Source organism: Streptomyces caatingaensis, from assembly GCF_001187435.1.
In the GTDB taxonomy this organism is placed as follows: Bacteria; Actinomycetota; Actinomycetes; order Streptomycetales; family Streptomycetaceae; genus Streptomyces; species Streptomyces caatingaensis.
In genome coordinates this window covers 110,280-133,838 of the sequence record NZ_LFXA01000009.1, presented here as the reverse complement: position 1 = coordinate 133,838, position 23,559 = coordinate 110,280, and the positions used below count along the sequence as shown (strand labels likewise).

Sequence of the window (23,559 nt, the reverse complement as noted above, 5' to 3'; positions counted from 1 at the left end):
CCGTGCGTCCGCGTCTGCTCCTGCTCGCCCTCGGTACGTTCGCCGTCGGCACCGACTCCATGGTCATGGCCGGGATCCTCGACGGCATCGCCGCCGACCTCGACGTCCCCGTCCCGGCGGCCGGCCAGCTGGTCTCCGTCTTCGCCCTCGCCTACGCGCTGCTCGCGCCCGTCCTGGCCACGGCGACCGCGCGCTGGGACCGGCGGCGGCTGCTCCTCACCGCGATGGGGCTCTTCACCGCCGCCAACGCGCTCAGCGCGCTCGCCCCCGACTACGGCACCCTCCTCGCCACCCGGGTCCTCGCCGCGGCCGGCGCCGCGCTCTACACCCCCACCGCCTCCGCCGTCGCCACCGGCCTCGTCCCGCCGGAGCGGCGCGGACGGGCCCTCGCCACCGTCCTCGGCGGCATGACCGTGGCCACGGCCCTCGGCGTCCCGCTCGGCGCCTACCTCGGGCGCGCGGACTGGCGCTGGACGATGTGGCTCGTCGTGGCCCTCGGCGTCGCCGCGTTCGCGGGCCTCGCCCTGCTGATGCGCGGGCTGCCCGCGCCGGCGGCCGGGGCGCCCGGCCTGCGGGACCGGCTCGCGCCGCTGCGCGACCGCCGGGTGGTGGCCGGCTTCGCCACGACCCTCGTCTTCTTCCTCGCCCTCAACTCCGTCTACATCTACCTCGCGACGGCCCTCCGCCCCGCCACCGGCGGCGACCAGGGCCGCCTCAGCCTCGTGCTCCTCGTCACCGGCGTCGCGTCGGTCGCCGGCAGCTGGCTGGGCGGACGGCTGGTGGACCGCCTGGGGGTGCGGACGGTCCTCCTCGCGGGCAGCGCCCTCACCGGGCTGGTGCTGGCCGCGCTCCCCTGGCTCTCCCGCAGCCTGCCCGGAGCCCTCGTCTACGCCGCCGCCTGCCCGCTGACGGGCTGGGCCGTGAGCGTCGCGCTCCCGCACCGGATGGCGTCCATCGACCCGCCGAACGCGCCGCTGCTCATCTCGCTCAACAGCAGCGCCCTCTACCTCGGGGTCGCGTCGGCGGGGGGTGTGGGGAGCGGCGCCATGGCCCTGCTCGGCGACCGCTGGTTCCCCGCCGTCTCGGCGGGTCTCGCGCTCGTCGCCTGGGCGATCTCCGCGGCCACCGCCACGACGGGTCCGGCCCGCGCCGGGCGAACGGTAGCGCGCAAGGGCGCGCGGGCGGGGGCGCGCGTGTAGGGGGTTTGCCCCAGCCCCTCCCCCAGAGGGGGGCACCCCCCTCTGGGGGAGGGGCTGGGGCGTCTCCCTAGGCGCCGTCCAGCGCCTGCCGCCACACCCCCACCGCCCCCGCGTCCACCGCCGCCTCCCAGCCCCCCGGCCGCGCCGCACTCCCGATATGGAAGCCGTCGATCCCGGCGGCCAACAGCACGGGCACGTGCTGGAGAGCCAGACCACCCCCCACCAGAATCCGCGGCCCGGAAACCCTCCGTCCCGCCTCCGCCACCAGCGTCCCCAACCCGTCCTCGACCCCCGACGCCGAACCGGCCGTCAGATACGTGTCCAGCCCCGGCTGCCCCGCCAGCTGCTCCCGCACCGCGTCCCGGTCCGCCGCCCGGTCGATCGCCCGGTGGAACGTCCACCGCGCGTCCGCCCCGAGCACCGCCACGACCGCCGCCACGGCCGCGACGTCCGCCCGTCCGTCCTCGTCGAGGAAGCCGAGGACGTACTCGGACGCGCCCTCCGCGCGCAGCGCCTCGGCCGTCGCGCACAGCGCGTCGATGCCGGCCGCGCCGCCGGCGGAGAAGTCGTTGGAGGCCCGCAGCATCACGCGGACGGGCAGGTCGCAGGCCGCCCGCACGCGGGCGAACGTCTCGACCGCCGGGGTCAGCCCGTCCGCGGCCATGTCGCTGACCAGTTCCAGCCGGTCCGCCCCTCCGGCCTGTGCCGCCGCCGCGTCCTCCGGGCCGAGCGCGATTACCTCGAGAATTGGTCTAGACATGTAACCAGGGTGCCACACCCGTCCCCGCCGAGGAAGCGTGGCCCACAATGACCTCATGGCCCTCACCCTCCAGGAGCGCTGGACACGGACGGTCCGCGCGGCCCGGGACACGGACGCACCGGACCCCGGCCCGTACGCCGACGAACTCCTCAAGCGCTGGTCCGAACCGCAGCGCCGCTACCACACGGTCGCCCATCTGACCGCCGTCCTCGACCGGGTGGACGAACTGGCCGGCCACGCCGAGGACCCGGTGGCCGTCCGCCTCGCCGCCTGGTTCCACGACGCGGTCTACCTCCCCGAGCGCTCCACCAACGAGGAGCGCAGCGCGCGCCTGGCGACGCGCGCCCTCACCGAACTCGGCGCCCCCGCCGCCCGTACGGCGGAGGTCGCCCGGCTCGTCCTGGTGACGATCGACCACGACCCGCCGCCCGGCGACCGCAACGGCGAGGTGCTGTGCGACGCGGACCTCGCCGTCCTCGGCGGACCGCCGGAGGCGTACGCGGCGTACGCGGCGGAGGTGCGCCAGGAGTACGGCTTCGTGCCGAACGAGACATTCCGCGCGGGCCGGGCGGAGGTGCTGCGCCAACTGCTCGCCCTGCCACGGCTGTTCCGCACCCCGCTGGGCCACGAGCGCTGGGAGCGCACGGCGCGCCACAACCTCACGACGGAGCTGTCCCTGCTGACGACGTGAGGACGGAGCGGAGGGAGGCGGAGCCACGGCGGTGACGCCCCGGGGCCACGGCGGGGACACGGCGGAGACGGACCGGAGACGGGTCGGGGAGCAACACCCTTACGAACGGCGCCGCTTGCGCCTCCGCAACCCCGCCCCCCACAGCAGCCGCACCACCTCCCGGCTGCTCACCTCCACCGCCCCCAACCGCACCGCCTCCCCGTACGCCCCCTCGGCCACGTCGTAGTGGTCACCGTCGAACGCCCGCCCCGGCAGGCCCATCCGCGCGGCGAACGCGTGCAGCTCCTCGAAGCTCACATCGCTCACCAGGTGCGACCACATCCGCCCGTGGCCGGGCCACATCGGCGGGTCGATGTAGAGGGTCACGCGCCCAGCGCCGACCCCAGTTGCCCCACCGGCGCCACCAGCACCGCCTGCTTGGTGCAGGCCCAGTGCGGGTCGGGCCCCAGCTCGGGTTCGACCTCCAGCGCATGCGGATCACCGGAGTCGACGCAGACGGGGCAGAGCGGCCAGCGGCCGTGCCGTTCCAGCAGCGCGTCCTGGACGTCCTGGGCGATGAGCCCGGCCACGAAGCCGACGCCCTCCGGCCACTGCTCGACCCACCACCGCCGCGCCGCCACCGCGTCCTCGACCAGCGAGACGACGTCCGGCTCGGCCACGCGCCCGGCGGTCAGGTCGGCGAGGACGAGCGCCCGGGCCGCGTGCAGTGCTTGTTCGAGCTCCATGTGCTCCATTGTCCGGGACCACGGAGGTTGACGGCACACGGGGCCGAAAATACCTTTCACGGTGTGAGCCGCGATCCGAAGGAAAGCGCCGAAGCTCCGCTCCGCCCGCCGCGGCGGCCCCCCGTGCTCCCGCCCCCGGCCGCCCTCGCGGCCAAGGTCCGCACGCTCGCCCCGTCCATGACGCGCTCCATGCAGCGCGTCGCGGAGGCCCTGGTGGGCGACCCGGCCGGCGCCGCCGCGCTCACCGTCACGGCCCTCGCCGAGCACACCGGCACGAGCGAGGCCACCGTCGTGCGCACCGCCCGCGTCCTGGGCTACCCGGGCTACCGCCACCTGCGCCTCGCCCTCGCCGCGCTCGCCGCCGAGCAGGCGGCCGGCCGGGCCCCGGCCGTCACCCCGGACATCACGGTGGACGACCCGCTGGCGCAGGTCGTCGCCAAGCTCGCGCACGAGGAGGCGCGCTGCCTGGCCGACACGGCCGCCGCCCTCGACACCACGGCCCTGGAGGCGGCCGTGGCCGCGCTCGCGGCGGCCCGCCGCATCGACGTCTACGGCGTCGGCGCCTCCCACCTCGTCGGCCAGGACCTCGTCCAGAAGCTGCTGCGGATCGGGCTCATCGCGCACGCCCCCGCCGACCCCCACCTGGCCGTCACCACCGCCGTCCAGCTCCGCTCCGGCGACGTGGCCCTCGCCATCAGCCACTCCGGCGCCACGACGGACGTCATCGAACCGCTGCGCGTCGCCTTCGACCGCGGCGCCACCACGATCGCGGTCACCGGCCGGCCGGACGGCGGGATAGGGCAGTACGCCGACCACGTCCTGACCACGGCCTCCGCGCGGGAGAGCGAGCTGCGCCCGGCGGCGATGTCCAGCCGGACGAGCCAGCTCCTCGTCGTGGACTGCCTGTTCGTCGGCGTGGCGCAGCGGACGTACGACCGCGCCGCCCCCGCCCTGTCCGCCTCCTACGAGGCGCTCGCCCACCGCCACGGCCCGCACGACCCGGCAGAGGATCACCGATGACGTCCACCGCCGCCTTCGCGGCCCTCCGCGCCCACCTCGCGACGCTGACCACCGAGGCGTTCCGCCCCGAACTCGCGGACCTCGACCGGCTCCCGACCCTCGCCATCGCCCGCCTGATGAACGCCGACGACGCGACGGTCGCCGGGGCCGTCGCCGGGCAGCTCCCCCGGATCGCCGCCGCGATCGACGCCGTCGCCGGGCGGATGGCCCGCGGCGGCCGGCTGGTCTACGCGGGCGCCGGCACGGCCGGCCGGCTCGGCGTGCTGGACGCGAGCGAGTGCCCGCCGACCTTCGCCACCGCCCCGGGGCAGGTGGTCGGGCTCGTCGCGGGCGGCCCCGAGGCGCTGGTCACCGCGGTCGAGGGGGCGGAGGACCGGGCGGACGCGGCGGCCGCCGACCTCACCGCCCTCGGCCTCACGGCGCACGACACGGTCGTCGGCGTCTCCGCGTCCGGGCGCACGCCGTACGCGGTGGGGGCCGTCGCGCACGCGCGGCGGGCCGGGGCGCTGACGGTCGGGCTGTCGTGCAACGCGGGGTCGGCGCTGGGGGCGGCGGCGGAGCACGCGATCGAGGTGGTCGTGGGCCCCGAACTGATCACCGGTTCCACCCGGTTGAAGGCCGGCACCGCCCAGAAGCTCGTCCTCAACATGATCTCGACCATCACGATGATCCGCCTCGGCAAGACCTACGGAAACCTGATGGTCGACCTGCGCGCCTCCAACGACAAGCTGCGCGCCCGCGCCCGGCGGATCGTCGCCCAGGCGACGGGGGCCGGGGACGCGGAGGTGGAGGCGGCGCTGGAGGAGGCGGGCGGCGAGGTGAAGACCGCGATCCTGGTGCTGCTGAGCGGGGTGGACGGAGCGACGGCGGGACGGCTGCTGACGGAGGCGGACGGCCATCTGCGCACCGCGCTGGAGGCGGCGCGGGATCCGGCCCGCCCGGGGAGTGGGCCCTCCGGGGGGTCCGGGGACTGAGGCGGCGCGGCCGCGCCGCGGGGTCCGGGGCGGCTCCCGGTTACGGGAAGGGGCGGAGCGGGGAAAGGAAAAACCCCATGGCACCCACCGACCACCTCGCCACCGCCCTCCTCCCCCTCCTCGGCGGTCCCTCCAACATCGCCTCCGCCACCACCTGCATGACCCGCCTCCGCATCGCCCTCCACGACCCCACCGCCCTCCGCGCCCCCGGCGTCCGCGCCCTCCCCGGCGTCCTCGGACTGGTCGTCGACGGCGACACCTGTCAGGTCGTCCTCGGGCCGGGGGCCGTCGCCCGGGTCGCGGCCGACCTCGAAGAGCTCCGCCGGGCGGACGCGCTCCGCGCCGGGCGGAAGGCCCGCAACGCCACCCCCGGCAAGCTCGCCCTGCGCCGCGTCGCCCAGATCTTCGTCCCCCTCATCCCCGCCCTGACCGGCTGCGGCGTCATCGCCGGACTTGCGGGCCTGCTCGCCAACCTGCGCCAACTGCCCGCGCTCACCACGGCGTTCACCGCCACGGCGGCCGGCTTCATGGCGCTGATCGCGGTGTTCGTCGGGTACAACACGGCGAAGGAGTTCGGCGGAACCCCCGTCCTCGGCGGCGCGGCGGCCGCGGTCACGGTCTGGCCCGGGGTGACCCAGGTGCACACGGTGACGGGGCAGTTGAGACCCGGGCAGGGCGGTGTGCTCGGCGCCCTCGCCGCGGCGCTGGTCGCCGTGTACGCGGAGAAGGCGTGCCGGCGCCTCGTCCCCGAGGCGGTCGGCGTCCTCCTCGTCCCAACGGTCACGATCCTGCTCGCGGGGCTGGTCGCGCTCTACGGGCTGATGTGGCCGGCGGGCGAAGTGGCCGCCGCCGTCGGGCGGTTCGCGGACCGGCTGCCGGCCGAGGGCGGCGCGGCCGCCGGACTGGTGCTCGGCGGGCTGTTCCTGCCGCTGGTCATGCTGGGCCTGCACCAGGCCCTGATCCCGGTGCACACCACCCTGATCACCGAGCAGGGCTCCACCGTCCTCCTGCCCCTGCTGGCGACGGCCGGCGCGGGCCAGGTCGGCGCGGCGCTGGCGGTGTACGTACGGGTGGGCCGGGACGCGGCCGTCCGCCGGACGGTCCGCTCGGCGCTCCCGGCGGGTCTGCTGGGCATCGGCGAGCCGTTGATCTACGGGGTGTCGCTGCCGCTGGGCCGCCCGTTCGTGACGGCCTGCGTCGGCGGCGCGGTCGGCGGCGGCCTCCTGGGGCTGCTCGAACAGCTCGGCGGGGCGATCGGCGCCACCGCCATCGGCCCCTCGGGCTGGGCCCTGTTCCCGCTGCTCAGCGGGGAACACGGGCCGCTGCGGGCGGCGGCCGGCTACGGCGCGGGCCTCGCGGCGGGGTACGCGGCCGGCTTCGCCGTCACGTACCTCTTCGGGTTTCCGGCGGAAAACGCCCGAGGGCGGCACCCCCGTGACAACGGGGATGCCGCCCTCGGCTCGGTTCAGGACCGGTGAGCCGGCGGTGGACGCCCGGCTCAGAAGTCCATCTCACCGCCGGGCATGCCGCCCGGAGCGGCCGCGGCGGCCTTCTCCGGCTTGTCGGCGATGACGGCCTCGGTGGTGAGGAACAGGGCCGCGATGGAGGCGGCGTTCTGCAGGGCGGAGCGGGTGACCTTGGCCGGGTCGATGATGCCCTCGGCGATCATGTCCACGTACTCGCCGGTCGCGGCGTTGAGGCCGTGGCCGACGGTCAGGTTGCGGACCTTCTCCACGACGACGCCGCCCTCGAGACCACCGTTGACGGCGATCTGCTTCAGCGGGGCCTCCAGGGCCAGCTTGACGGCGTTGGCACCGGTGGCCTCGTCGCCCTCGAGCTCCAGCTTCTCGAAGACCTGGGAGGCCTGGAGCAGGGCCACGCCACCGCCGGCGACGATGCCCTCCTCGACGGCCGCCTTGGCGTTGCGGACGGCGTCCTCGATGCGGTGCTTGCGCTCCTTGAGCTCGACCTCGGTCGCGGCACCGGCCTTGATGACGGCCACGCCGCCGGCCAGCTTCGCGAGGCGCTCCTGGAGCTTCTCGCGGTCGTAGTCCGAGTCGCTGTTCTCGATCTCGGCGCGGATCTGGTTGACGCGGCCCTGGACCTGGTCGCTGTCGCCGGCACCGTCGACGATGGTGGTCTCGTCCTTGGTGATGACGACCTTGCGGGCGCGGCCGAGCAGGTCGAGACCGGCGTTCTCCAGCTTGAGGCCGACCTCCTCGGAGATGACCGTGCCGCCGGTGAGGATGGCGATGTCGCCGAGCATGGCCTTGCGGCGGTCGCCGAAGCCCGGGGCCTTGACGGCGACGGACTTGAAGGTGCCGCGGATCTTGTTGACCACCAGGGTCGACAGGGCCTCGCCCTCGACGTCCTCGGCGATGATCAGCAGCGGCTTGCCCGACTGCATGACCTTCTCCAGCAGCGGGAGCAGGTCCTTGACCGAGGAGACCTTCGAGTTGACGATCAGGATGTACGGGTCCTCGAGGGAGGCCTCCATACGCTCCATGTCGGTGGCGAAGTAGGCCGAGATGTAGCCCTTGTCGAAGCGCATACCCTCGGTGAGCTCCAGCTCCAGACCGAAGGTCTGGGACTCCTCGACGGTGATGACGCCTTCCTTGCCGACCTTGTCCATGGCCTCGGCGATCAGCTCGCCGATCTGGGTGTCGGCGGCGGAGATGGAGGCGGTGGAGGCGATCTGCTCCTTGGTCTCGACCTCCTTGGCCTGGTCGAGCAGCGCGCCGGAGACGGCCTCGACGGCCTTCTCGATGCCGCGCTTCAGGGCCATCGGGTTGGCACCCGCGGCGACGTTGCGCAGACCCTCGCGGACCAGCGCCTGGGCGAGGACGGTCGCGGTCGTCGTGCCGTCACCGGCGACGTCGTCCGTCTTCTTCGCGACCTCCTTGACCAGCTCGGCGCCGATCTTCTCGTACGGGTCCTCCAGCTCGATCTCCTTGGCGATGGACACACCATCGTTGGTGATCGTGGGGGCGCCCCACTTCTTCTCGAGGACGACGTTGCGGCCCTTGGGGCCGAGGGTGACCTTGACGGCGTCGGCGAGCTGGTTCATCCCGCGCTCGAGACCGCGCCGTGCCTCCTCGTCGAACGCGATGATCTTGGCCATGTGAAGTGGTCCTCCCAGACGGGACGGTGGATTGCTCCTCGGACCGCGCTGGCGCCCGCGACGGACGGCCTGCGCGCTCGGCGGTTCCTTGCCCCGCCGGGCCCGCGGACCTCACCGACGGTCCACAAGTCTGTCACTCTCACTCGGAGAGTGCTAAGCCAATGATTAGCACTCGACACTGGAGAGTGCAAGGCCGCCTCGGCGGAACCGCCCGTGCGGGAGGGGCGTCCCCGGGTGTGCGAAGGGCCCGCACCTGCGGGGTGCGGGCCCTTCGGCAAGCTGAGGATCCGGTGGTCGATGCGCCGCGGTCAGGCGGTCACCCTCACCATGTCTGCCTGCGGTCCCTTCTGGCCCTGCGAGATCTCGAACTCGACTCGCTGCCCCTCCTCCAGGGTGCGGTAGCCGTCCATCTGGATCGCGCTGTAGTGGACGAAAACATCCGCACCACCGTCGACCGCGATGAAGCCGTACCCCTTCTCCGCGTTGAACCACTTGACGGTGCCCTGAGCCATGCCTAACTCCCCTATTACTGGCCCTTGCACAGGACCGCACTTCGCGGACCCGGGTCAGACCTCACCCCTTGTGACACCCAGAGGTGTGCGCCGGAACGCGTCGACCGCGGCTGAATGTATCTGCACGGATGCCGTCTGCAACAGGTCAGACGGACGAGAAATCCCGGCGGCGCCGATCGGTGATATCCGGCGAACTGGGGTGGTTCCAGGGCAAGTCGGGCCGGACAGACCGCACCTTCCCGACAATTCGCGCACGTATTTCCGGTGCAAATTGACGGGTTCTCATATGCGTTCGGCTCTGACACCGGAGGGGGAACGCCCCAACTGTATCGCGGTTCAACAGACGGAATGACCCCGTCCGCTTCTGGGACGGGGTGCTCCGCGGTTTGTACAGGCTTGTTGCGAAAAGGGGGTTGGGGGAGTTGGGGGGCGCGTGGGCCGCGCTCAGCCACCCGCGACGGCCGGGATGATCGACACTCCCGCGCCGTCGGGGGTGGGTGCGGCCAGGCCGCCCTCGAAGCGGACGTCGTCGTCGTTGACGTAGACGTTCACGAAGCGGCGCAGCTTGCCCGCCTCGTCGAGGACGCGGGCCCCGATGCCCGGGTGGTTCTTCTCCAGGTCCGCGATCACGTCGGCGAGAGTCCCGCCCTCGGCGACGACCTCGGCCCGGCCGGCGGTGTAGGTGCGGAGGATGGTGGGGATGCGGACGGTGACGCTCATGGAGTGCCTCGCTCTCTGTCGTTGTTGTTGTTGAGTGGATGGATTCGGTGGGGACGGTGCGGCCTGGGCGCCGGTGCGCCTACCGGCGAAGAAGTGCCCCCGCCCCGCCCTTTCACCGTTTCTTGCCGCGCTCCGCGCGGGGGCAACGTGGCCGCTGCGTCGCCCCCGCCCCCCGCGGCGCAGGACGGGCCGGCACCCCGCTCTGCGGATCCCCTCCGGGGAGCCTCGAGGACGAGGCGAGGAGCCGCGACCGAGGGTGCCGGGGCGGAGGCCCCTGGTCGGTGCAGGGACCTGGCCGGTGCAGGGGCGGGGCTCCGCCCGGGTGCGGAGGCGAAGCCCCGCCCAGGTCCAGGGGGCGAAGCCCCCAGTGGGTGCAGGGGCGAAGCCCGCCCGGAGTCCAAGGGGGCCGAGCCCCCAGCGATGCAGGGGCGAAGCCCGCCCAGGTTCCAGGGGGAAGCCCCAGGGGGTACAAGCCGCCCCGCACCCGGGGTCCAAGGCGAACCCCAGCGGGTGCAAGGGCGAAGCCCACCCGGAACCCCGAGGGCGAAGCCCCCGGCGGCGCAGCGGCGGGCGAAGCCCCACCCTCGGTCCAGAGACTCCCCCAGCGGGGTGCAGGGGCGGAGCCCCGCCCGGGGTGCAGGGGGCGGAGCCCCCGCCGCCGCGCGGAGCGCGGGCCGGGGTGGCGCCAGGGGCGGAGCCCCTGCGGAGACGGGGAAAGGGCGGGGCGGGGAGAGGAAACCGGGCCCCCTACCCCAGGCCCGCCGCGCGGAACGCCGCCACGCTCGGCCGGATCACGGCCCGCGGCCCGGCCGAGACCGCGTCGAGCGTCTTGAGACCGTCCCCGGTGTTGAGGACCACGGTGGTCAAGGAGGGATCCAGCAGCCCGAGTTCGAGCAGCTTGCGGGTGACGCCGACCGTCACCCCGCCCGCCGTCTCCGCGAAGATCCCCTCCGTACGGGCGAGCAGCCGGATCCCGTCCACGACCTCCTCGTCCGTCACGTCCTCGACCGCCCCGCCCGTGCGCCGGGCGATGTCGAGGACGTACGGCCCGTCGGCGGGGTTGCCGATGGCCAGGGACTTGGCGATGGTGTCCGGCCGGACGGGCCGGACGACGTCGTGCCCGTCCTTGAAGGCCCGCGCCACCGGCGCGCACCCCGCCGCCTGGGCCCCGAAGATCCGGTACGGCCGGTCCTCCACCAGCCCCAGCGCCACCAGCTCCCGCAACCCCTTGTCGATCTTCGTGAGCTGCGACCCGGACGCGACCGGCACCACGAGCTGGTCCGGCAGCCGCCACCCCAGCTGCTCGCAGATCTCGTAGGCGAGGGTCTTGGAGCCCTCCCCGTAGTAGGGGCGCAGGTTGACGTTGACGAAGCCCCAGCCCTCCCCCGCCGGATCGCCGATCAGCTCGGAGCAGAAGCGGTTGACGTCGTCGTAGGTGCCCTCGATGCCGACCAGGTCGCCGCCGTAGACCGCGGCCATCACGACCTTGCCCGCCTCCAGGTCGTGCGGGATGAAGACGCAGGAGCGCAGCCCCGCCCGCGCCGCCGCGGCGCCGACCGCGCCGGCCAGGTTGCCCGTCGAGGAGCAGGAGAGGGTCGTGAAGCCGAAGGCGCGCGCCGCCTCGACGGCGACGGCGACGACGCGGTCCTTGAAGGAGTGGGTGGGGTTCCCGGAGTCGTCCTTGACGAACAGGCCGCCGGTGACGCCGAGTTCGCGGGCGAGCCGGTCGGCGCGGACGAGACGGGTGAAGCCGGGTTCCAGATTCGGTTCGGCGGCGACGCCGGCGGGGACGGGCAGCAGCGGGGCGTAGCGCCAGAGGTTCGCCGGCCCGGACTCGATGCGGCGCCGCAGCCCCTCCGGGTCGCCGGCCGGCAGCTCGTAGGCGACCTCCAGCGGACCGAAGCAGGAGGTGCAGGCGAAGACGGGTCCGAGCGCGAAGCGCTCGCCGCACTCGCGGCAGGAGAGAGCGACGGCGGGTCCGAAGGGACGGTCGGCGGAAACAGCGCGTTCGACGGCTTGCACAGCCATGGAGGCGAGGCCCTTTCTCCTCATCTTCCTCGTGGCGAACCTCGCCACGAGACGGAATTGGCACCTTCCCCGCCGGGAGCCTCGCTGTGGAACTTCCGCCCGCCGGGCCACCACGGGTGGTGGCCGGACGACGGGTGGGCGAGACCGGCTGGAGGGTTGCCGGGGCTTCATCGGGCCGTGTCCCTCTGCCCCTCTGGATGAGCGGTGTGGCACCGGTCGGCGGTGTCGGCGGCCGGGCGTTTGTGGCACACGCGGACCCCGACATACGGGCGGGCCGCGCGTTGTTCAAGACTGTATCGGAAGGTGCGGGCCCGTGAGAGGGCCGTCCGCACAGCGAGATGCGTCACACAACGTGCCTGAGTCAACGAGGAGTCGTACACGTGCTGGAAGAGGTGGAGCGCTGGCTGGCCCGGCGGTCCTGGTCCGCCGCAGACCGTCCGCTCGACCGGCTGCTCGCCGCCAAGCGCGAGACGGGGAGCACCGTGAGCGTGGTGCTGCCCGCCCTGAACGAGGAGGCCACCGTCGGGGACATCGTGGCCACGATCCGGCGCGAGCTGATGACCGCGGACGTGCCCCTGGTGGACGAGCTGGTGGTGCTCGACTCCGGTTCCGCGGACGGCACGGCACGGGCGGCCCGGGCGGCGGGGGCCCGGGTCGAGCACCGGGACGCGGTGCTGCCGCGGCTGCCCGCCGTGCCCGGCAAGGGCGAGGTGCTGTGGCGGTCGCTGCTGGTGACGAGCGGCGACATCGTGTGCTTCGTGGACGCCGACCTGCGCGACTTCTCGGCCGCGTTCGTCTCGGGGATCGTCGGCCCGCTGCTCACCGACCCGGACGTCGCCTTCGTCAAGGCGATGTACGACCGTCCGCTGGGCGAGCTGGAGGGCCAGGGCGGCCGGGTGACCGAGCTGGTGGCCCGCCCGCTGCTCAATCTGCACTGGCCGCCGCTGGCGGGCTTCGTCCAGCCGCTGGGCGGGGAGTACGCGGCGCGGCGCTCGCTGCTGGAGCGGCTGCCGTTCCCGGTGGGCTACGGGGTGGAGCTGGGGCTGCTGGTGGACGCGCTGCACACGGTGGGCCTGGACGCGCTGGCCCAGGTGGACGTGGGCGTGCGCAAGCACCGGCACCAGGACGGCCGGGCACTGGGCCGCATGGCCGCCGCCATCTACCGCACCGCGCAGCTGCGGCTGGGGCGCGGGCCGCTGGTGCGCCCGGAGCTGGTGCAGTTCGAGCGCGCGGCGGAGGGCTTCGTGCCGCGCACGTACCCGGTGGACACGGAGGAGCGGCCGCCGATGGCCGGGATACCCGAGTACGCGGAGCGCCGCGCGGCCTAGGCGGCCCCGGGGGAGGGCGGGGGCGTACGTTTGAGCGGTTGGCGGCGGGGCAAGGCTGGCGTCATGGTCGCTGAGCACGTGCACACCACCCCTCATGCCGCCCCGATCGTCGTGGCCTCCAACCGGGGGCCGGTCAGCTACCGGCTCGCCGAGGACGGCGGCCTCACGGCCGGCCGCGGCGGCGGCGGGCTGGTCTCGGGGCTCAGCGCGATCGGCCCGGAGGCCGGTGCCGTCTGGGTGTGCGCCGCGCTCGGCGAGGGCGACCGGCTCGCTGCCCGCCGCGCCGGCCGCAGACTCGACCCCGCCGACACCGGCGGGCAGCGCGTACGGATGCTCGACATCCCGGCCGAGACCTTCGCCACCGCCTACAACGGCGTGGCCAACTCGGTGCTCTGGTTCATCCACCACCTGCTCTACCAGACCCCCCTGGAGCCCGCCTTCGACGCCGGCTTCCGCGAGCAGTGGGCGGCGTACGAGACGTACAACGCGGCCTTCGCGGACGCGCTCGCCGAGGAGGCGGCCGAGGGCGCCGCCGTCCTCGTCCAGGACTACCACCTCACGCTCGTCCCCGCGCTGCTCCGCGACCGCCGCCCCGACCTGCGCATCGGCCACTTCTCCCACACGCCCTGGGCGCCGCCGGACTACTACCGGATGCTGCCGGACGACATCGCCGCCCAGGTGCTGCGCGGCGTCCTCGGCGGCGACCGGGCGGCGTTCCTCACCCGCCGCTGGGCCGAGGCGTTCGCCGCCTGCTGCGCCGACGTGCTCGGCGCGGAGGTGCTGCGCTCCGGCGACCGCCTCGCCGTGCGCTCCGAGGGGCGGACGACGGCGCTCGGCGTCCACGGCCTGGGCGCGGACGGCGCCTTCCTGCGCGAGCGCGCGCACCGGCCGGACGTCGAGGAGCGGATGGCGGCGCTGCGGCGGCAGGTCGGGCCGGACCGGCGGACGATCGTCCGGGTGGACCGCACCGAGCTGTCCAAGAACATCGTGCGCGGCCTGCACGCCTTCGCCGCGCTCCTGGAGGAGCACCCGCAGTGGCGCGGCAAGGTCGTCCACATCGCCTTCGCCTACCCCTCGCGGCAGGACCTCGCCGTCTACCGCGACTACACCGCCGAGGTGGAGCGCCTGGCCGGCGAGATCAACGCGGCCTGGGGGACGGCCGACTGGACGCCGGTCGCGCTGCACGTCAAGGACGACTTCGCGCGCTCGCTGGCGGCGTACCGGATGGCGGACGTGGCGCTGGTCAACCCCATCCGGGACGGCATGAACCTGGTCGCCAAGGAGGTCCCGGTGGTCTCCGACCACGGCTGCGCCCTGGTGCTCTCCCGGGAGGCGGGCGCGGCGGCGGAGCTGGGCGAGGACGCGCTCCTGGTCAACCCGTACGACGTGGTGGCGACCGCGCGGGCGCTGCACGAGGCGCTGCTGATGGACCCGGTGCAGCGCGCGGAGCGCACCGAGCGGCTGGCCGCGGCGGCGACGGCGCTGCCGCCGGCGCGCTGGTTCCTCGACCAGCTCGACGCGCTGGAAGAAGCAACTGCGGGGCGTACGCGGTGAGTTGACGCGCTCCGTCGCGCATCCGCTCCCCGGCTGAACGGCGGGTGGCGCTGGGTATTGATGGGCTCATGTCCACCACCCCGCGATGGATCGCCCTGACGGCGGCCTCGGCCGCGCTGTTCGCCGCGACGACGTCCGGCTGCTCCTCCGGCTCGGACGACGCCAAGCCCGAGTCGAGGGCGGCCGCCTCGAACGCGCCGTCGCCGTCGGCCACTTCGCCCTCCGCCGGCGGCGGGGGCCCCGTCCCCGTCGGGCCCGGCCCCCAGCCCGCGTACACGGTGCAGAAGCAGCCGGCCGCCGGGACGTGCACCTACCGCTACACGAAGGACAAACAGCCGCTGCCCGACCCCAAGTGCACGCCGGGGGCGACGAATCCGAAGGTCACGCAGGCCACGCTGAAGACGACGATCTGCCGCTCCGGCTACACGAAGGGCATCCGGCCGCCGGTGAGCATCACCAACCGGGAGAAGACGGCCAACGCCGAGTCCTACGGCTACAAGAAGTCGCTGCGCGACGCCGAGTACGACCACCTCATCAGCCTCCAGCTCGGCGGCGACCCCAACGACCCGCGCAACCTCTGGGTCGAGCCGCCGTCGCCCGGGCACCGGGACGGGGCGGGGCCCAACAACCCGAAGGACGTCGTCGAGACCAAGCTCAAGAACGCCGTCTGCTCCGGCAAGGCGGAGCTGACCGCCGTCCAGCGGGCCATCGCCCACGACTGGACGACGGCGCTGTCGGCGGTCGGCGTCCCGGACGACGCGAAGTCCGGCACCCGCCGGCAGGAAGCGGCGGACGCGGACGGGGACTGACGCCCGGGACCGCCGGCCGGGGCGTCGGTCCCCCGGCGGTCACCCGGCCGAGTCACCCGACTGCATCCCCCAACGCCTCCAACAGCCCCACCACACCCGCCGGCCCGTCCACCACCACGTCCGCCCGGGCAGCCAGCTCACCGACCTCCGCGCTCCCACTGCACACCAGCACCCCCCGCACCCCTTCCTCCCGCAACCCCTCCACCGCTCCGAACGCCGCCAGGTCCCCCAGGTCGTCCCCGGCGTACAGCACGCACTCCGCCCCGGCCTCCCGCACGTACTCCGCGAGGGCGACGCCCTTGTCCACGCCCGGCGGGCGGAGCTCCAGGACGAGCCGGCCCGGCTCGACGATCAGCCCGTGACGGGCGGCGAGTTCGGCGAGGGGCTCCCGGAGGGCGCGGAAGGCGGCCTGCGGGGAGGGCGCGCGCCGGGTGTGGACGGCCACCGCCCGGCCGCCCTTGTTCTCGATGGGCGCGGTCTCCACCCACGTGCCCGGCCAGGCGCCGGACTTGTCGAGGACGCCGGGCAACTCGGCCAGGACGGCCGCGATCCCGGGGTGCGGCGCGGGCGACCGCACGACCCCCGACACCGCGTCCCAGCGCTCCGCGCCGTAGTGCCCGAGCACGACCAGCCGCTCCAGCCCGGCCACCCCCGCGAACCCGCCGTAGCGCACCGCGACCCCCGCCGGCCGTCCCGTGATCACCGCGACGGAGGCGAGCCGCGGGGCGAGGCGGGCGAGCGCCGGGACGGCGCCGGGGTGGGCGCGGGCCCGCTCGGGGTCGGGCACGATCTCGGCGAGCGTGCCGTCGAAGTCGAGGGCGACGACGGCCCGCCCGGGCCGGGCGAGGAGCGCGGCGAGTCCCTCGCGCCCGGCGGCGGTCACGGGTTCCGGAAGCGTATGGCTGCCCATGGCAGCGACCCTACCCACCCCCGGCGCACCCCAACGCGCCGCCCGCTCGGCGCGGACCGATCAGCGCGAACGCACCCGGCACCGGCCGCTCAGCGCCGCGCCCGCCGCGCCTCCCGCAGCCGCCGCAGCCGGTTGACCGTCACGGGATCGTGCTCCAGGGCCCTCGGATCGTCCAGGAGCGCGTTGAGCAGCTGGTAGTAGCGGGTCGGGGTGATGCCGAGCCGCTCGCGGACGGCCCGCTCCTTGGCACCGGGCCCGGCCCACGACTCCCGTTCCAGGGCCAGGACGGCCCGGTCCCGCTCGGAAAGTTCTGCCATGCCGCAACCCTAGGACGCCGCCTAGCGCGAGACCCCGTCCGTGGAGTCCGCCTCCCGCTGGATCTCGTCGAGGATCCCCTGCACGTCGGCGCCCTTCTGCACCGTCCCGCCGATCTTCTCCTTGATCGTCTTGCTGACCTTCGCCCAGGAGGTCTTGTCGGCGGGGTAGAACTCGGCGTTCTTGAGCTGCTCCAGGAACGGGATGAGCTTCTTGCGCCGCGCCGACGCGTCGTCGTCCTTCATCATCTTGTCGGAGGCGGACTGGGTCACCGGCAGCAGGTCGTACTTGCTCGTGAAGTCGAGGACGGTCTGCGTGCTGTAGAGGAAGTCGAGGAACTGGCCGACCTCCTTCTTGTGGCCGGTCTGCTTGAAGGCCATGACCCAGTCGGCGACGCCCATCGTGGAGGCGGCCCGGCCGTGGCGGCCCGGCAGCGGCGCCATCCCGTACTTCACGTCCTTGGCCTCGGCCTGCTGCATCAGGGACGGGTGGCCGTGCAGCATGCCGACCTCGCCGCGGGCGAACGCGTCGAAGAGCTCCTGGCGGTTGGTGCGGGCGGGGTTGCCGGGGCCGGTGAGCCCCTTGCCGACGAGTTCGTCGCGGAGCCACTCGAAGGCCTCGACGTTCTTGGAGCCGCTGATGGTGTAGTTGCCGTTCTTGTCGGTGTAGCCACCGCCGTTGCCCAGCATCCACAGCATCGTCTCGGCCGGCGCCTCCTCGGGGCCCAGCGGCAGACCGAAGGGGATCTTCACCCTGGCGACCTTCAGCTTGGTCGCGGCGGCCTGGAGCTCGGCCCAGCTCTCGGGGGCCTTGACGACCCCGGCCTTCTCGAAGAGCGCCTTGTTGTAGAAGAGCAGCCGGGTGGAGGAGACGAACGGCAGCCCGTACTGCATCCGGTGCACCTCGCCCGCCTTGGCGATCGAGAAGAGGAAGTCTGCCTGGGTGGGCACGGAGAGGAGCTGGTCGGCGCTGATCAGCTTGCCGGCCGCGGCGAAGTCGGCGTACGCGCCGATCTGCGCGATGTCCGGCGCCTTGCCGGCCGCGACCATGTCGGCGACCTTCTTGTCGACCTCGGTCCAGCTGTAGACCTGGACCTCGACCTTGACGCCGCTGTGGTCGCCCATGAAGGTACGGGCCACCGACTCCCAGTACTTCTGGGAGCTGTTCTCCGGCTTGCCGTCGCCGTACTCGGCCGCGACCACCGTCAGCGTCTTGCCGCCGGGGCCGCCGCTGCCGCACGCCGTGAGCGCGGGCGCCATCGCCACCGTGGCGGCACCCGCCGCAGAGAGACCCAAGAACCGCCGCCGCTGCACTTGCCATCCACCCTTGTGGTTGATCGTTCTTTGCTGATCATTCTTCGCTGATCGTTCTTTGCGCCGAAGACGACCGCTGAAGACCGGCTTCTTCCGCGCCACCTTAAGGGCTCTTCGAACGGGCGCTCGCTCCGGCCTCACCCTTCCGCTCCCGGCCGGTGGGCTGATATCCACGCTCATGTCCGTGCCGACGGCCACGGACCAACCGCCGGATTCATGGAGGAGCCCAGGTCATGGCAGTGTCCCGCGCGTCCCGCACCGCTTCCGAACTCTCCGCCCAGCCCGCCTGCTGGCGCCGGGCCGCCGAGGCCGCCCCGTCGGTCGAGGGTCTCCCGCGCCCCGGCGAGAGAGTCGCCGTCACCGGCTGCGGCACCTCCTGGTACATGGCGCAGGCGTACGCCGCGCTGCGGGAGGCGGCCGGCGAGGGCGACACGGACGCGTTCCCGGCGTCCGAGTTCCCCGCGCGGCGGCGCCCCTACGACCGCGTCGTGGCGATCACCCGCTCCGGGACGACGACGGAGGTCCTCGGCCTCCTCGCGGCCCTGGGCACCAGCACGCCGCGCCTCGCGGTCACCGCGTCCCCCGGTACCCCGGTGACCCGCGCGGCGGAGGCCGTGGCCGTCCTGGACTGGGCGGACGAGGAGTCCGTCGTCCAGACGCGCTTCGCGACGACGGCCCTGGCGCTGCTGCGGGCGGCCCTGCCCGGCGGCGCGGCCGCGGTCGCGGCGGCGGCCGACGCGGCGGAGGCCGCCCTCGCGGAAGCCCTGCCGGCGGAGCTGCTGGAGGCCGAGCAGTGGACGTTCCTGGGCCGCGGGTGGGGGTACGCGGTGGCCCGCGAGGCGGCGCTCAAGCTGCGGGAGGCGGCGGGGGCGTGGACGGAGGCGTACCCGTCCATGGAGTACCGCCACGGTCCCGTGGCGATCGCCGGGCCGCGCCGCGTGGTCTGGTCCTTCGGTGTGGCCCCGAACGGCCTCTCCTCCACCGTCGCCGGCACCGGCGCCACCTTCGTCGAGGGCCGCGCACCCCTCACCGAACTGGTCCGCGCCCAGCGCCTCGCCGTCGCCCTCGCGGAGCGGCGGGGCTGCGACCCCGACCACCCGCGCGGCCTCACGCGCAGCGTGATCCTGGCGCCCTGAGCGGCGCGCACGGCGGCCGCGCCGGCGGACCGGGGCGGCCCGCGCCGCGCCCCGCCCCCAGTGGACTAGACCTCTCCCGGTCCCACGCGCGACACTACCTCCCGTGAAACATGTCATCGCCCTCGACGTGGGCGGCACCGGAATCAAGGCCGCCCTCGTCGGCGGCACCGACGGCGAGGGCGGCGCCGGGGGCGGCGTCGCGCTGCTGCACGAGACGCGGCGGCCGACCGGCCGGGAGCGCGGCCCGGAGGCCGTCGTCGACGGCGTCCTCGCGCTCGCGGCCGAGCTGTACGCGCTCGGCGAGAAGGAGTTCGGCGAGCCGCCGGCCGCCGCCGGCGCCGCCGTCCCCGGCATCGTCGACACCCGCGCCGGCACCGCCGTCTACGCCGCCAACCTCGGCTGGCGCGACGTCCCGCTCCGCGACCTGCTGAGCCGCAGGCTCCACGGCATCCCGGCCGCCCTCGGCCACGACGCCCGCACCGCCGGCCTCGCCGAGGGCCGCGTCGGCGCCGGCCGGGGCGCCGACCGCTTCCTCTTCGTGCCGATCGGCACCGGCATCGCGGGCGCGATCGGCATCGGCGGCCGCGTCGAGGAGGGCGCCAACGGCGCCGCCGGCGAGATCGGCCACATCGCCGTCCGCCGCGGCCCCGACGCCCCGCCCTGCGGCTGCGGCGCCCGCGGCTGCCTGGAGACGCTCGCCTCCGCGTCCGCGATCGGACGCGCCTGGGCCGCGGCCTCCGGCGACCCCGCCGCCGACGCCGCCGACTGCGCCCGCGCCGTCGAGGCGGGCGACCCCCGCGCCGCCCGCGTCTGGCAGGACGCGATCGACGCCCTCGCCGACGGCCTCGTCACCGGCCTGACGCTGCTCGACCCCCGTACGCTGATCGTCGGCGGCGGCCTCGCCGAAGCCGGCGAGACCCTGTTCCGCCCGCTGCGCGCGGCGGTCGCCGAGCGCGTCACCTTCCAGAAGCTCCCCCACATCGTCCCGGCGGCCCTCGGGGACACCGCCGGATGCCTGGGCGCGGGCCTGCTCGCCCGGGACCTGCTCGCCGGGGCACCCGGTACGACGACGCCCCGCACGCCCGGCACGGAATCCACGGAGGTATCCGCCTGATGGCCATGGTCGAACGAACGGTTCTCGACGGCGCGCGCGTCGTCCTGCCGACCGGCGTCGTGGAGAACGGCCGGCTCACCGTCGAGGGCGGCCGCATCGTCGCGGACGCCGCCGGGGAACCGCCCACGTGGGACCTGACCGGCCACTGGATCGTCCCCGGCTTCGTGGACATGCACGTCCACGGCGGCGGCGGCGCCTCCTTCTCCTCCGGCGACCCGGAGGAGGCCCTCACCGCGATCCGCGCCCACCGCGCGCACGGCACCACCACCATGGTCGCCTCGACCGTCACCGGCGACCTCGACGACCTCGCCCGGCAGGCCGCCGTCCTCGCCGAGCTGACCCAGCAGGGCGACCTGGCCGGCGTCCACTTCGAGGGCCCGTTCATCTCCCCGCACCGCTGCGGCGCCCACCAGCCCGGCCTGCTGCGCGACCCGGACCCGTCCGACGTCCGCAAGCTCGTCGACGCCGCGCACGGCACCGCCCGCATGATGACGCTCGCGCCCGAGCTCCCCGGCGGCCTCGACTCCGTCCGCCTCCTCGCCGACCACGGCGTCGTCGCGGCCGTCGGCCACACGGACTCGACGTACGAGGCGACCCTCGACGCCATCGACGCGGGCGCCACCGTCGCCACGCACCTCTTCAACGCGATGCCCCCGCTACTGCACCGCGCCCCCGGCCCCATCGCCGCCCTACTGGAGGACGACCGCGTCACCGTCGAGCTGATCAACGACGGCACGCACCTCCACCCGTCCGTCCTGGAGCTGGCGTTCGCCCGCGCCGGCGCGGACCGGGTCGCGTTCATCACCGACGCGATGGGCGCGGCCGGCATGAGCGACGGCATGTACGCGCTCGGCCCGATGCGCGTCGAGGTCAAGGACGCGGTCGCGCGCATCGCCGACGGCCCGACCGCCGGCTCGATCGCCGGCTCCACCCTCACCCTGGACACCGCCTTCCGCCGCGCCGTCACCATCGACCGGCTGCCCGTCGAGGACGCCGTCCGCGCCCTCTCGGCCACCCCGGCGCGGCTCCTGGGCGTCGACGACCGCGTCGGCTCCCTCGACGAGGGCAAGGACGCCGACCTCGTCGTCCTCGACGGCTCCTTCGGGCTCGTCGGCGTGATGCGCAAGGGCGAATGGCTGGTTCGCCCCGAAGTGCGGTAGTTCACCCCCCGGTTGTCCCCACAGCGGCAGGTCCGGGGGCTGGGCCTGCCGCTGCTGGTTTGGCATGATCGCTCCCGCAATCGTGTCGCCGCGCCACCATGCCGGCGCCCGGTCCGAGGGAGGTCGCCGATGATCCTCACGGTCACGCTCAACGCCGCGCTCGACCTCACCTACCGGGTGCCGCGGCTGCGCCCGCACACCACCCACCGCGTCACCGAGGCCGTCGAACGGCCGGGCGGCAAGGGCCTCAACGTCGCCCGCGTCCTCGCCCGGCTCGGCCACGCCGCCACCGTCACCGGCTTCGTCGGCGGCCCCACCGGCGAGACGCTGCGCCGCCTCCTCGCGGACACCGCCCCCGCCGTGACGGACGCCCTCGTCCCCGTCACCGGCCCCACCCGCCGCACGGTCGCCGTCGTCGACGCCGCCACCGGCGACACCACCCAGCTCAACGAGGCGGGCCCGCAGATCACCGCCGCCGAGTGGTCCGCCTTCACCAACCGCTACACCCAACTCCTCGACGGCGCCGGCGCGGTGGCCCTGTGCGGCAGCCTCCCGCCCGGCGTGCCGGTCGGCGCGTACGCCCACCTGGTCCGGCAGGCACGCGCCCGCCGCATCCCCGTCCTCCTCGACACCGACGGCGAACCGTTGCGCCGCGGCATCGCCGCCCGCCCCGACGTCGTCACCCCGAACGCCGTCGAACTCGCCACCCTCACCGGCTCGACGGAGCCGCTGCGCGCCGCCCTCGACGCCCGCCGCCGCGGCGCCCACGCCGTCGCCGCGACCCTCGGCCCCGACGGCATGCTCGCCGTCACCCCCGACGGCACCTGGCGCGCCGCCCCGCCCTCCCGCCTCAAGGGCAACCCCACCGGAGCCGGCGACTCCGCCACCGCCGGCCTCCTCTCCGCCTGGCTGGAGGGCCTCCCCTGGCCCGAGCGCCTGGCCCGCGCGGTGGCCCTCTCCGCCGCGACCGTCCGCGCGGCGGCCGCCGGCGAGTACGACGAGACGGCGTACGAGGCGGCGCTGCCGCTGGTGAAGGCGGTCCCGGCATAAGCCGTTCCCGGACGAGGAGTTGAGCACCCGTGCCCCTGACCCGCACCGCCGACCTGCTGGCGGCCGGCGCGCCCGTCGCCGCCTTCAACGTCATCACCGTGGAGCACGCGGAGGCGATCGCCGCGGGCGCGGAAGCGGCGGGCTGCCCCGCGATCCTCCAACTCTCCGAGAACGCCGTGACGTTCCACGGCTCTCTGCCCCCCATCGCCTCGGCCGCCGCAGCCGTGGCCCGCGCCTCCTCCGTCCCCCTGGCCCTCCACCTGGACCACGTCGAGTCCACGGCCCTCCTCCACGCCGCGGCCGCCCACGACTTCTCGTCCGTGATGTACGACGCGTCGAAACTCCCCTACGCGGACAACGTCAAGGCCACGGCGCAGGCCGCCCGTTGGGCCCACACCCGCGGCCTCTGGCTGGAGGCCGAACTCGGCCGCGTCGGCGGCAAACCGGGCGACGCCCACACGCCGGGCGTCCGCACCGACCCAGCAGAGGCCGCCGCCTTCGTAGCCGACACGGGCGTCGACGCCCTCGCCGTGGCCGTCGGCACCACCCACGCCATGACCACCCGCACAGCCACCCTCGACCACCCCCTGATCGCCACCCTCCGCGCCACCGTCCCCGTCCCCCTCGTCCTCCACGGCTCCTCAGGCGTCCCGGACGACGAACTCCGCCGCGCGATCACCTCAGGCATCACCAAGGTGAACGTGGGCACGGCCCTCAACAAGGCCTACACGGGCGCGATCCGCGCCTTCCTGGAGGCCCACCCGTCGACGGTGGACCCGCGCCGCTACCTGGGCCCGGCGCGGGAGGCGATGGCGGGGGCGGTGGAGCGGTTCCTGCGGGTGATCGGCTGACGACGCAGCCGCCGCAACACCGTTCAGACGGCCAGGCGCCATGTACGCGTACTGGTACCCCAGCGGCTGAGGTTGTGCGGCCCGAGCGCGATGATGGCGGCGGCCGTGCGGTCGGCCCGGCCGGGGTCGCGGGGCGGCGGGCCGGCCGCGACCGGGAGTTCCGGCGTACGCAGCGCGGCGTAGCCCGTGAAGCGGCGCGCGCCGCAGTCGCGACAGCGGATCTCGCCGTCGCCCTGCTCCCAGCCGGAGCGGTGCGTGCAGTGCTGCAT

24 protein-coding genes and 1 riboswitch are annotated in these 23,559 nt (G+C 74.6%); of the genes, 13 read left to right on the top strand and 11 right to left on the bottom strand.

Annotation, left to right across the window (positions count from 1 at the left end; translation table 11 throughout):
* Positions 1–2 precede the first annotated feature (2 nt).
* Entirely contained in the window at positions 3–1,199 is a 1,197-nt protein-coding gene (locus tag AC230_RS13905; RefSeq protein WP_078871232.1) for an MFS transporter, read from the top strand.
* A gap of 67 nt (positions 1,200–1,266) precedes the next feature.
* Here AC230_RS13905 and AC230_RS13900 read toward each other — a convergent pair whose 3' ends face one another.
* On the bottom strand, positions 1,267–1,959 hold the full coding sequence (locus AC230_RS13900; protein ID WP_049716981.1) for a copper homeostasis protein CutC: 693 nt from the start codon (positions 1,957–1,959) through the stop codon (positions 1,267–1,269).
* A 55-nt stretch (positions 1,960–2,014) separates the two neighbouring features.
* On the opposite strand from AC230_RS13900, the gene AC230_RS13895 reads away from it, so the two are divergent.
* Positions 2,015–2,650, top strand: a complete 636-nt coding sequence (locus AC230_RS13895; protein WP_049716980.1) for an HD domain-containing protein — start codon at positions 2,015–2,017, stop codon at positions 2,648–2,650.
* A gap of 99 nt (positions 2,651–2,749) precedes the next feature.
* On the opposite strand, the gene AC230_RS13890 is transcribed toward AC230_RS13895, so the two are convergent.
* Both AC230_RS13890 and AC230_RS13885 read right to left on the bottom strand, forming a co-directional pair.
* Positions 2,750–3,016 (bottom strand): DUF4031 domain-containing protein, encoded by a 267-nt coding sequence (locus tag AC230_RS13890; protein ID WP_049716496.1) that lies wholly within the window; start codon positions 3,014–3,016, stop codon positions 2,750–2,752.
* Positions 3,013–3,375 carry a hypothetical protein gene (locus tag AC230_RS13885; protein ID WP_198535518.1) on the bottom strand — a complete coding sequence of 121 codons (363 nt, stop codon included), beginning with the start codon at positions 3,373–3,375 and terminating at the stop codon, positions 3,013–3,015. The genes AC230_RS13890 and AC230_RS13885 overlap by 4 nt, the downstream gene beginning before the upstream one ends.
* Before the next feature lie 63 nt (positions 3,376–3,438).
* Here AC230_RS13885 and AC230_RS13880 point away from each other — a divergent pair, with 63 nt between their 5' ends.
* The 3 genes from AC230_RS13880 to AC230_RS13870 all read left to right on the top strand — a co-directional run bounded on the left by AC230_RS13880 (position 3,439) and on the right by AC230_RS13870 (position 6,847).
* Entirely contained in the window at positions 3,439–4,395 is a 957-nt protein-coding gene (locus AC230_RS13880; RefSeq protein ID WP_078871231.1) for a MurR/RpiR family transcriptional regulator, read from the top strand.
* A complete protein-coding gene (gene murQ, locus AC230_RS13875) occupies positions 4,392–5,369 on the top strand; it encodes an N-acetylmuramic acid 6-phosphate etherase (protein ID WP_049716493.1) in 978 nt (325 codons plus the stop codon). Before AC230_RS13880 ends, murQ begins: the two co-directional genes overlap by 4 nt.
* Before the next feature lie 77 nt (positions 5,370–5,446).
* Positions 5,447–6,847 (top strand): PTS transporter subunit EIIC, encoded by a 1,401-nt coding sequence (locus tag AC230_RS13870; RefSeq protein ID WP_078871230.1) that lies wholly within the window; start codon positions 5,447–5,449, stop codon positions 6,845–6,847.
* Positions 6,848–6,867: 20 nt separating this feature from the next.
* Here the strand turns inward: AC230_RS13870 and groL are convergent, their stop codons facing one another.
* The 4 genes from groL to thrC all read right to left on the bottom strand — a co-directional run bounded on the left by groL (position 6,868) and on the right by thrC (position 11,750).
* Positions 6,868–8,490, bottom strand: a complete 1,623-nt coding sequence (gene groL, locus AC230_RS13865; protein ID WP_049716492.1) for a chaperonin GroEL — start codon at positions 8,488–8,490, stop codon at positions 6,868–6,870.
* A gap of 308 nt (positions 8,491–8,798) precedes the next feature.
* The gene (locus AC230_RS13860; protein WP_004986573.1) at positions 8,799–9,002 is read right to left on the bottom strand and encodes a cold-shock protein; all 204 of its coding nucleotides are present in this window, start codon (positions 9,000–9,002) and stop codon (positions 8,799–8,801) included.
* A 444-nt stretch (positions 9,003–9,446) separates the two neighbouring features.
* The gene (locus AC230_RS13855; RefSeq protein ID WP_049716491.1) at positions 9,447–9,722 is read right to left on the bottom strand and encodes a MoaD/ThiS family protein; all 276 of its coding nucleotides are present in this window, start codon (positions 9,720–9,722) and stop codon (positions 9,447–9,449) included.
* Positions 9,723–10,469: 747 nt separating this feature from the next.
* Entirely contained in the window at positions 10,470–11,750 is a 1,281-nt protein-coding gene (gene thrC / locus AC230_RS13850) for a threonine synthase (protein WP_049716490.1), read from the bottom strand.
* A gap of 17 nt (positions 11,751–11,767) precedes the next feature.
* A riboswitch (SAM riboswitch) is annotated at positions 11,768–11,954 on the bottom strand.
* A 176-nt stretch (positions 11,955–12,130) separates the two neighbouring features.
* Here thrC and AC230_RS13845 point away from each other — a divergent pair.
* The 3 genes from AC230_RS13845 (at position 12,131) to AC230_RS13835 (ending at position 15,441) form a co-directional block, all read left to right on the top strand.
* Entirely contained in the window at positions 12,131–13,078 is a 948-nt protein-coding gene (locus tag AC230_RS13845) for a glucosyl-3-phosphoglycerate synthase (protein ID WP_049716489.1), read from the top strand.
* A gap of 63 nt (positions 13,079–13,141) precedes the next feature.
* Positions 13,142–14,632, top strand: a complete 1,491-nt coding sequence (locus AC230_RS13840; RefSeq protein WP_049716488.1) for an alpha,alpha-trehalose-phosphate synthase (UDP-forming) — start codon at positions 13,142–13,144, stop codon at positions 14,630–14,632.
* 68 nt (positions 14,633–14,700) lie between these two features.
* A complete protein-coding gene (locus tag AC230_RS13835) occupies positions 14,701–15,441 on the top strand; it encodes a hypothetical protein (RefSeq protein WP_049716487.1) in 741 nt (246 codons plus the stop codon).
* A gap of 52 nt (positions 15,442–15,493) precedes the next feature.
* Here AC230_RS13835 and otsB read toward each other — a convergent pair whose 3' ends face one another.
* The 3 genes from otsB to AC230_RS13820 form a co-directional block, all read right to left on the bottom strand.
* Positions 15,494–16,351 (bottom strand): trehalose-phosphatase, encoded by an 858-nt coding sequence (otsB, locus tag AC230_RS13830; RefSeq protein WP_049716486.1) that lies wholly within the window; start codon positions 16,349–16,351, stop codon positions 15,494–15,496.
* Positions 16,352–16,440: 89 nt separating this feature from the next.
* Complete coding sequence (locus AC230_RS13825) at positions 16,441–16,668, bottom strand: DUF3263 domain-containing protein (protein ID WP_049716485.1); 228 nt, start codon at positions 16,666–16,668, stop codon at positions 16,441–16,443.
* Between the two features lie 21 nt (positions 16,669–16,689).
* Entirely contained in the window at positions 16,690–17,979 is a 1,290-nt protein-coding gene (locus AC230_RS13820; protein WP_078871228.1) for an extracellular solute-binding protein, read from the bottom strand.
* A 233-nt stretch (positions 17,980–18,212) separates the two neighbouring features.
* On the opposite strand from AC230_RS13820, the gene AC230_RS13815 reads away from it, so the two are divergent.
* The 5 genes from AC230_RS13815 to AC230_RS13795 all read left to right on the top strand — a co-directional run bounded on the left by AC230_RS13815 (position 18,213) and on the right by AC230_RS13795 (position 23,290).
* Positions 18,213–19,115, top strand: a complete 903-nt coding sequence (locus tag AC230_RS13815; protein WP_049716483.1) for an SIS domain-containing protein — start codon at positions 18,213–18,215, stop codon at positions 19,113–19,115.
* A 103-nt stretch (positions 19,116–19,218) separates the two neighbouring features.
* Positions 19,219–20,229: an ROK family protein gene (locus AC230_RS13810; protein WP_049716482.1), complete on the top strand. Its 1,011-nt coding sequence runs from the start codon at positions 19,219–19,221 to the stop codon at positions 20,227–20,229.
* 5 nt (positions 20,230–20,234) lie between these two features.
* Positions 20,235–21,389, top strand: a complete 1,155-nt coding sequence (nagA, locus tag AC230_RS13805) for an N-acetylglucosamine-6-phosphate deacetylase (protein WP_107082153.1) — start codon at positions 20,235–20,237, stop codon at positions 21,387–21,389.
* Positions 21,390–21,518: 129 nt separating this feature from the next.
* Positions 21,519–22,439: a 1-phosphofructokinase family hexose kinase gene (locus tag AC230_RS13800; protein ID WP_049716480.1), complete on the top strand. Its 921-nt coding sequence runs from the start codon at positions 21,519–21,521 to the stop codon at positions 22,437–22,439.
* Between the two features lie 29 nt (positions 22,440–22,468).
* The gene (locus AC230_RS13795) at positions 22,469–23,290 is read left to right on the top strand and encodes a class II fructose-bisphosphate aldolase (protein WP_049716479.1); all 822 of its coding nucleotides are present in this window, start codon (positions 22,469–22,471) and stop codon (positions 23,288–23,290) included.
* A 23-nt stretch (positions 23,291–23,313) separates the two neighbouring features.
* On the opposite strand, the gene AC230_RS13790 is transcribed toward AC230_RS13795, so the two are convergent.
* On the bottom strand, positions 23,314–23,559 hold the full coding sequence (locus AC230_RS13790; protein ID WP_049716478.1) for a DUF6255 family natural product biosynthesis protein: 246 nt from the start codon (positions 23,557–23,559) through the stop codon (positions 23,314–23,316).

What these genes read in the sequence shown, in the direction of transcription:
- AC230_RS13855 (WP_049716491.1), bottom strand. Translation starts at nt 9,722, where the DNA reads ATGAGCGTCACCGTCCGCATCCCCACCATCCTCCGCACCTACACCGCC.
- AC230_RS13790 (WP_049716478.1), bottom strand. Translation starts at nt 23,559, where the DNA reads ATGCAGCACTGCACGCACCGCTCCGGCTGGGAGCAGGGCGACGGCGAG.
- AC230_RS13825 (WP_049716485.1), bottom strand. Translation starts at nt 16,668, where the DNA reads ATGGCAGAACTTTCCGAGCGGGACCGGGCCGTCCTGGCCCTGGAACGG.
- AC230_RS13835 (WP_049716487.1), top strand. Translation starts at nt 14,701, where the DNA reads ATGTCCACCACCCCGCGATGGATCGCCCTGACGGCGGCCTCGGCCGCG.
- AC230_RS13870 (WP_078871230.1), top strand. Translation starts at nt 5,447, where the DNA reads ATGGCACCCACCGACCACCTCGCCACCGCCCTCCTCCCCCTCCTCGGC.
- AC230_RS13900 (WP_049716981.1), bottom strand. Translation starts at nt 1,959, where the DNA reads ATGTCTAGACCAATTCTCGAGGTAATCGCGCTCGGCCCGGAGGACGCG.
- groL (WP_049716492.1), bottom strand. Translation starts at nt 8,490, where the DNA reads ATGGCCAAGATCATCGCGTTCGACGAGGAGGCACGGCGCGGTCTCGAG.
- AC230_RS13860 (WP_004986573.1), bottom strand. Translation starts at nt 9,002, where the DNA reads ATGGCTCAGGGCACCGTCAAGTGGTTCAACGCGGAGAAGGGGTACGGC.
- thrC (WP_049716490.1), bottom strand. Translation starts at nt 11,750, where the DNA reads ATGGCTGTGCAAGCCGTCGAACGCGCTGTTTCCGCCGACCGTCCCTTC.
- AC230_RS13885 (WP_198535518.1), bottom strand. Translation starts at nt 3,375, where the DNA reads ATGGAGCTCGAACAAGCACTGCACGCGGCCCGGGCGCTCGTCCTCGCC.
- AC230_RS13815 (WP_049716483.1), top strand. Translation starts at nt 18,213, where the DNA reads ATGGCAGTGTCCCGCGCGTCCCGCACCGCTTCCGAACTCTCCGCCCAG.
- AC230_RS13800 (WP_049716480.1), top strand. Translation starts at nt 21,519, where the DNA reads ATGATCCTCACGGTCACGCTCAACGCCGCGCTCGACCTCACCTACCGG.
- otsB (WP_049716486.1), bottom strand. Translation starts at nt 16,351, where the DNA reads ATGGGCAGCCATACGCTTCCGGAACCCGTGACCGCCGCCGGGCGCGAG.
- murQ (WP_049716493.1), top strand. Translation starts at nt 4,392, where the DNA reads ATGACGTCCACCGCCGCCTTCGCGGCCCTCCGCGCCCACCTCGCGACG.
- nagA (WP_107082153.1), top strand. Translation starts at nt 20,235, where the DNA reads ATGGTCGAACGAACGGTTCTCGACGGCGCGCGCGTCGTCCTGCCGACC.
- AC230_RS13895 (WP_049716980.1), top strand. Translation starts at nt 2,015, where the DNA reads ATGGCCCTCACCCTCCAGGAGCGCTGGACACGGACGGTCCGCGCGGCC.
- AC230_RS13840 (WP_049716488.1), top strand. Translation starts at nt 13,142, where the DNA reads ATGGTCGCTGAGCACGTGCACACCACCCCTCATGCCGCCCCGATCGTC.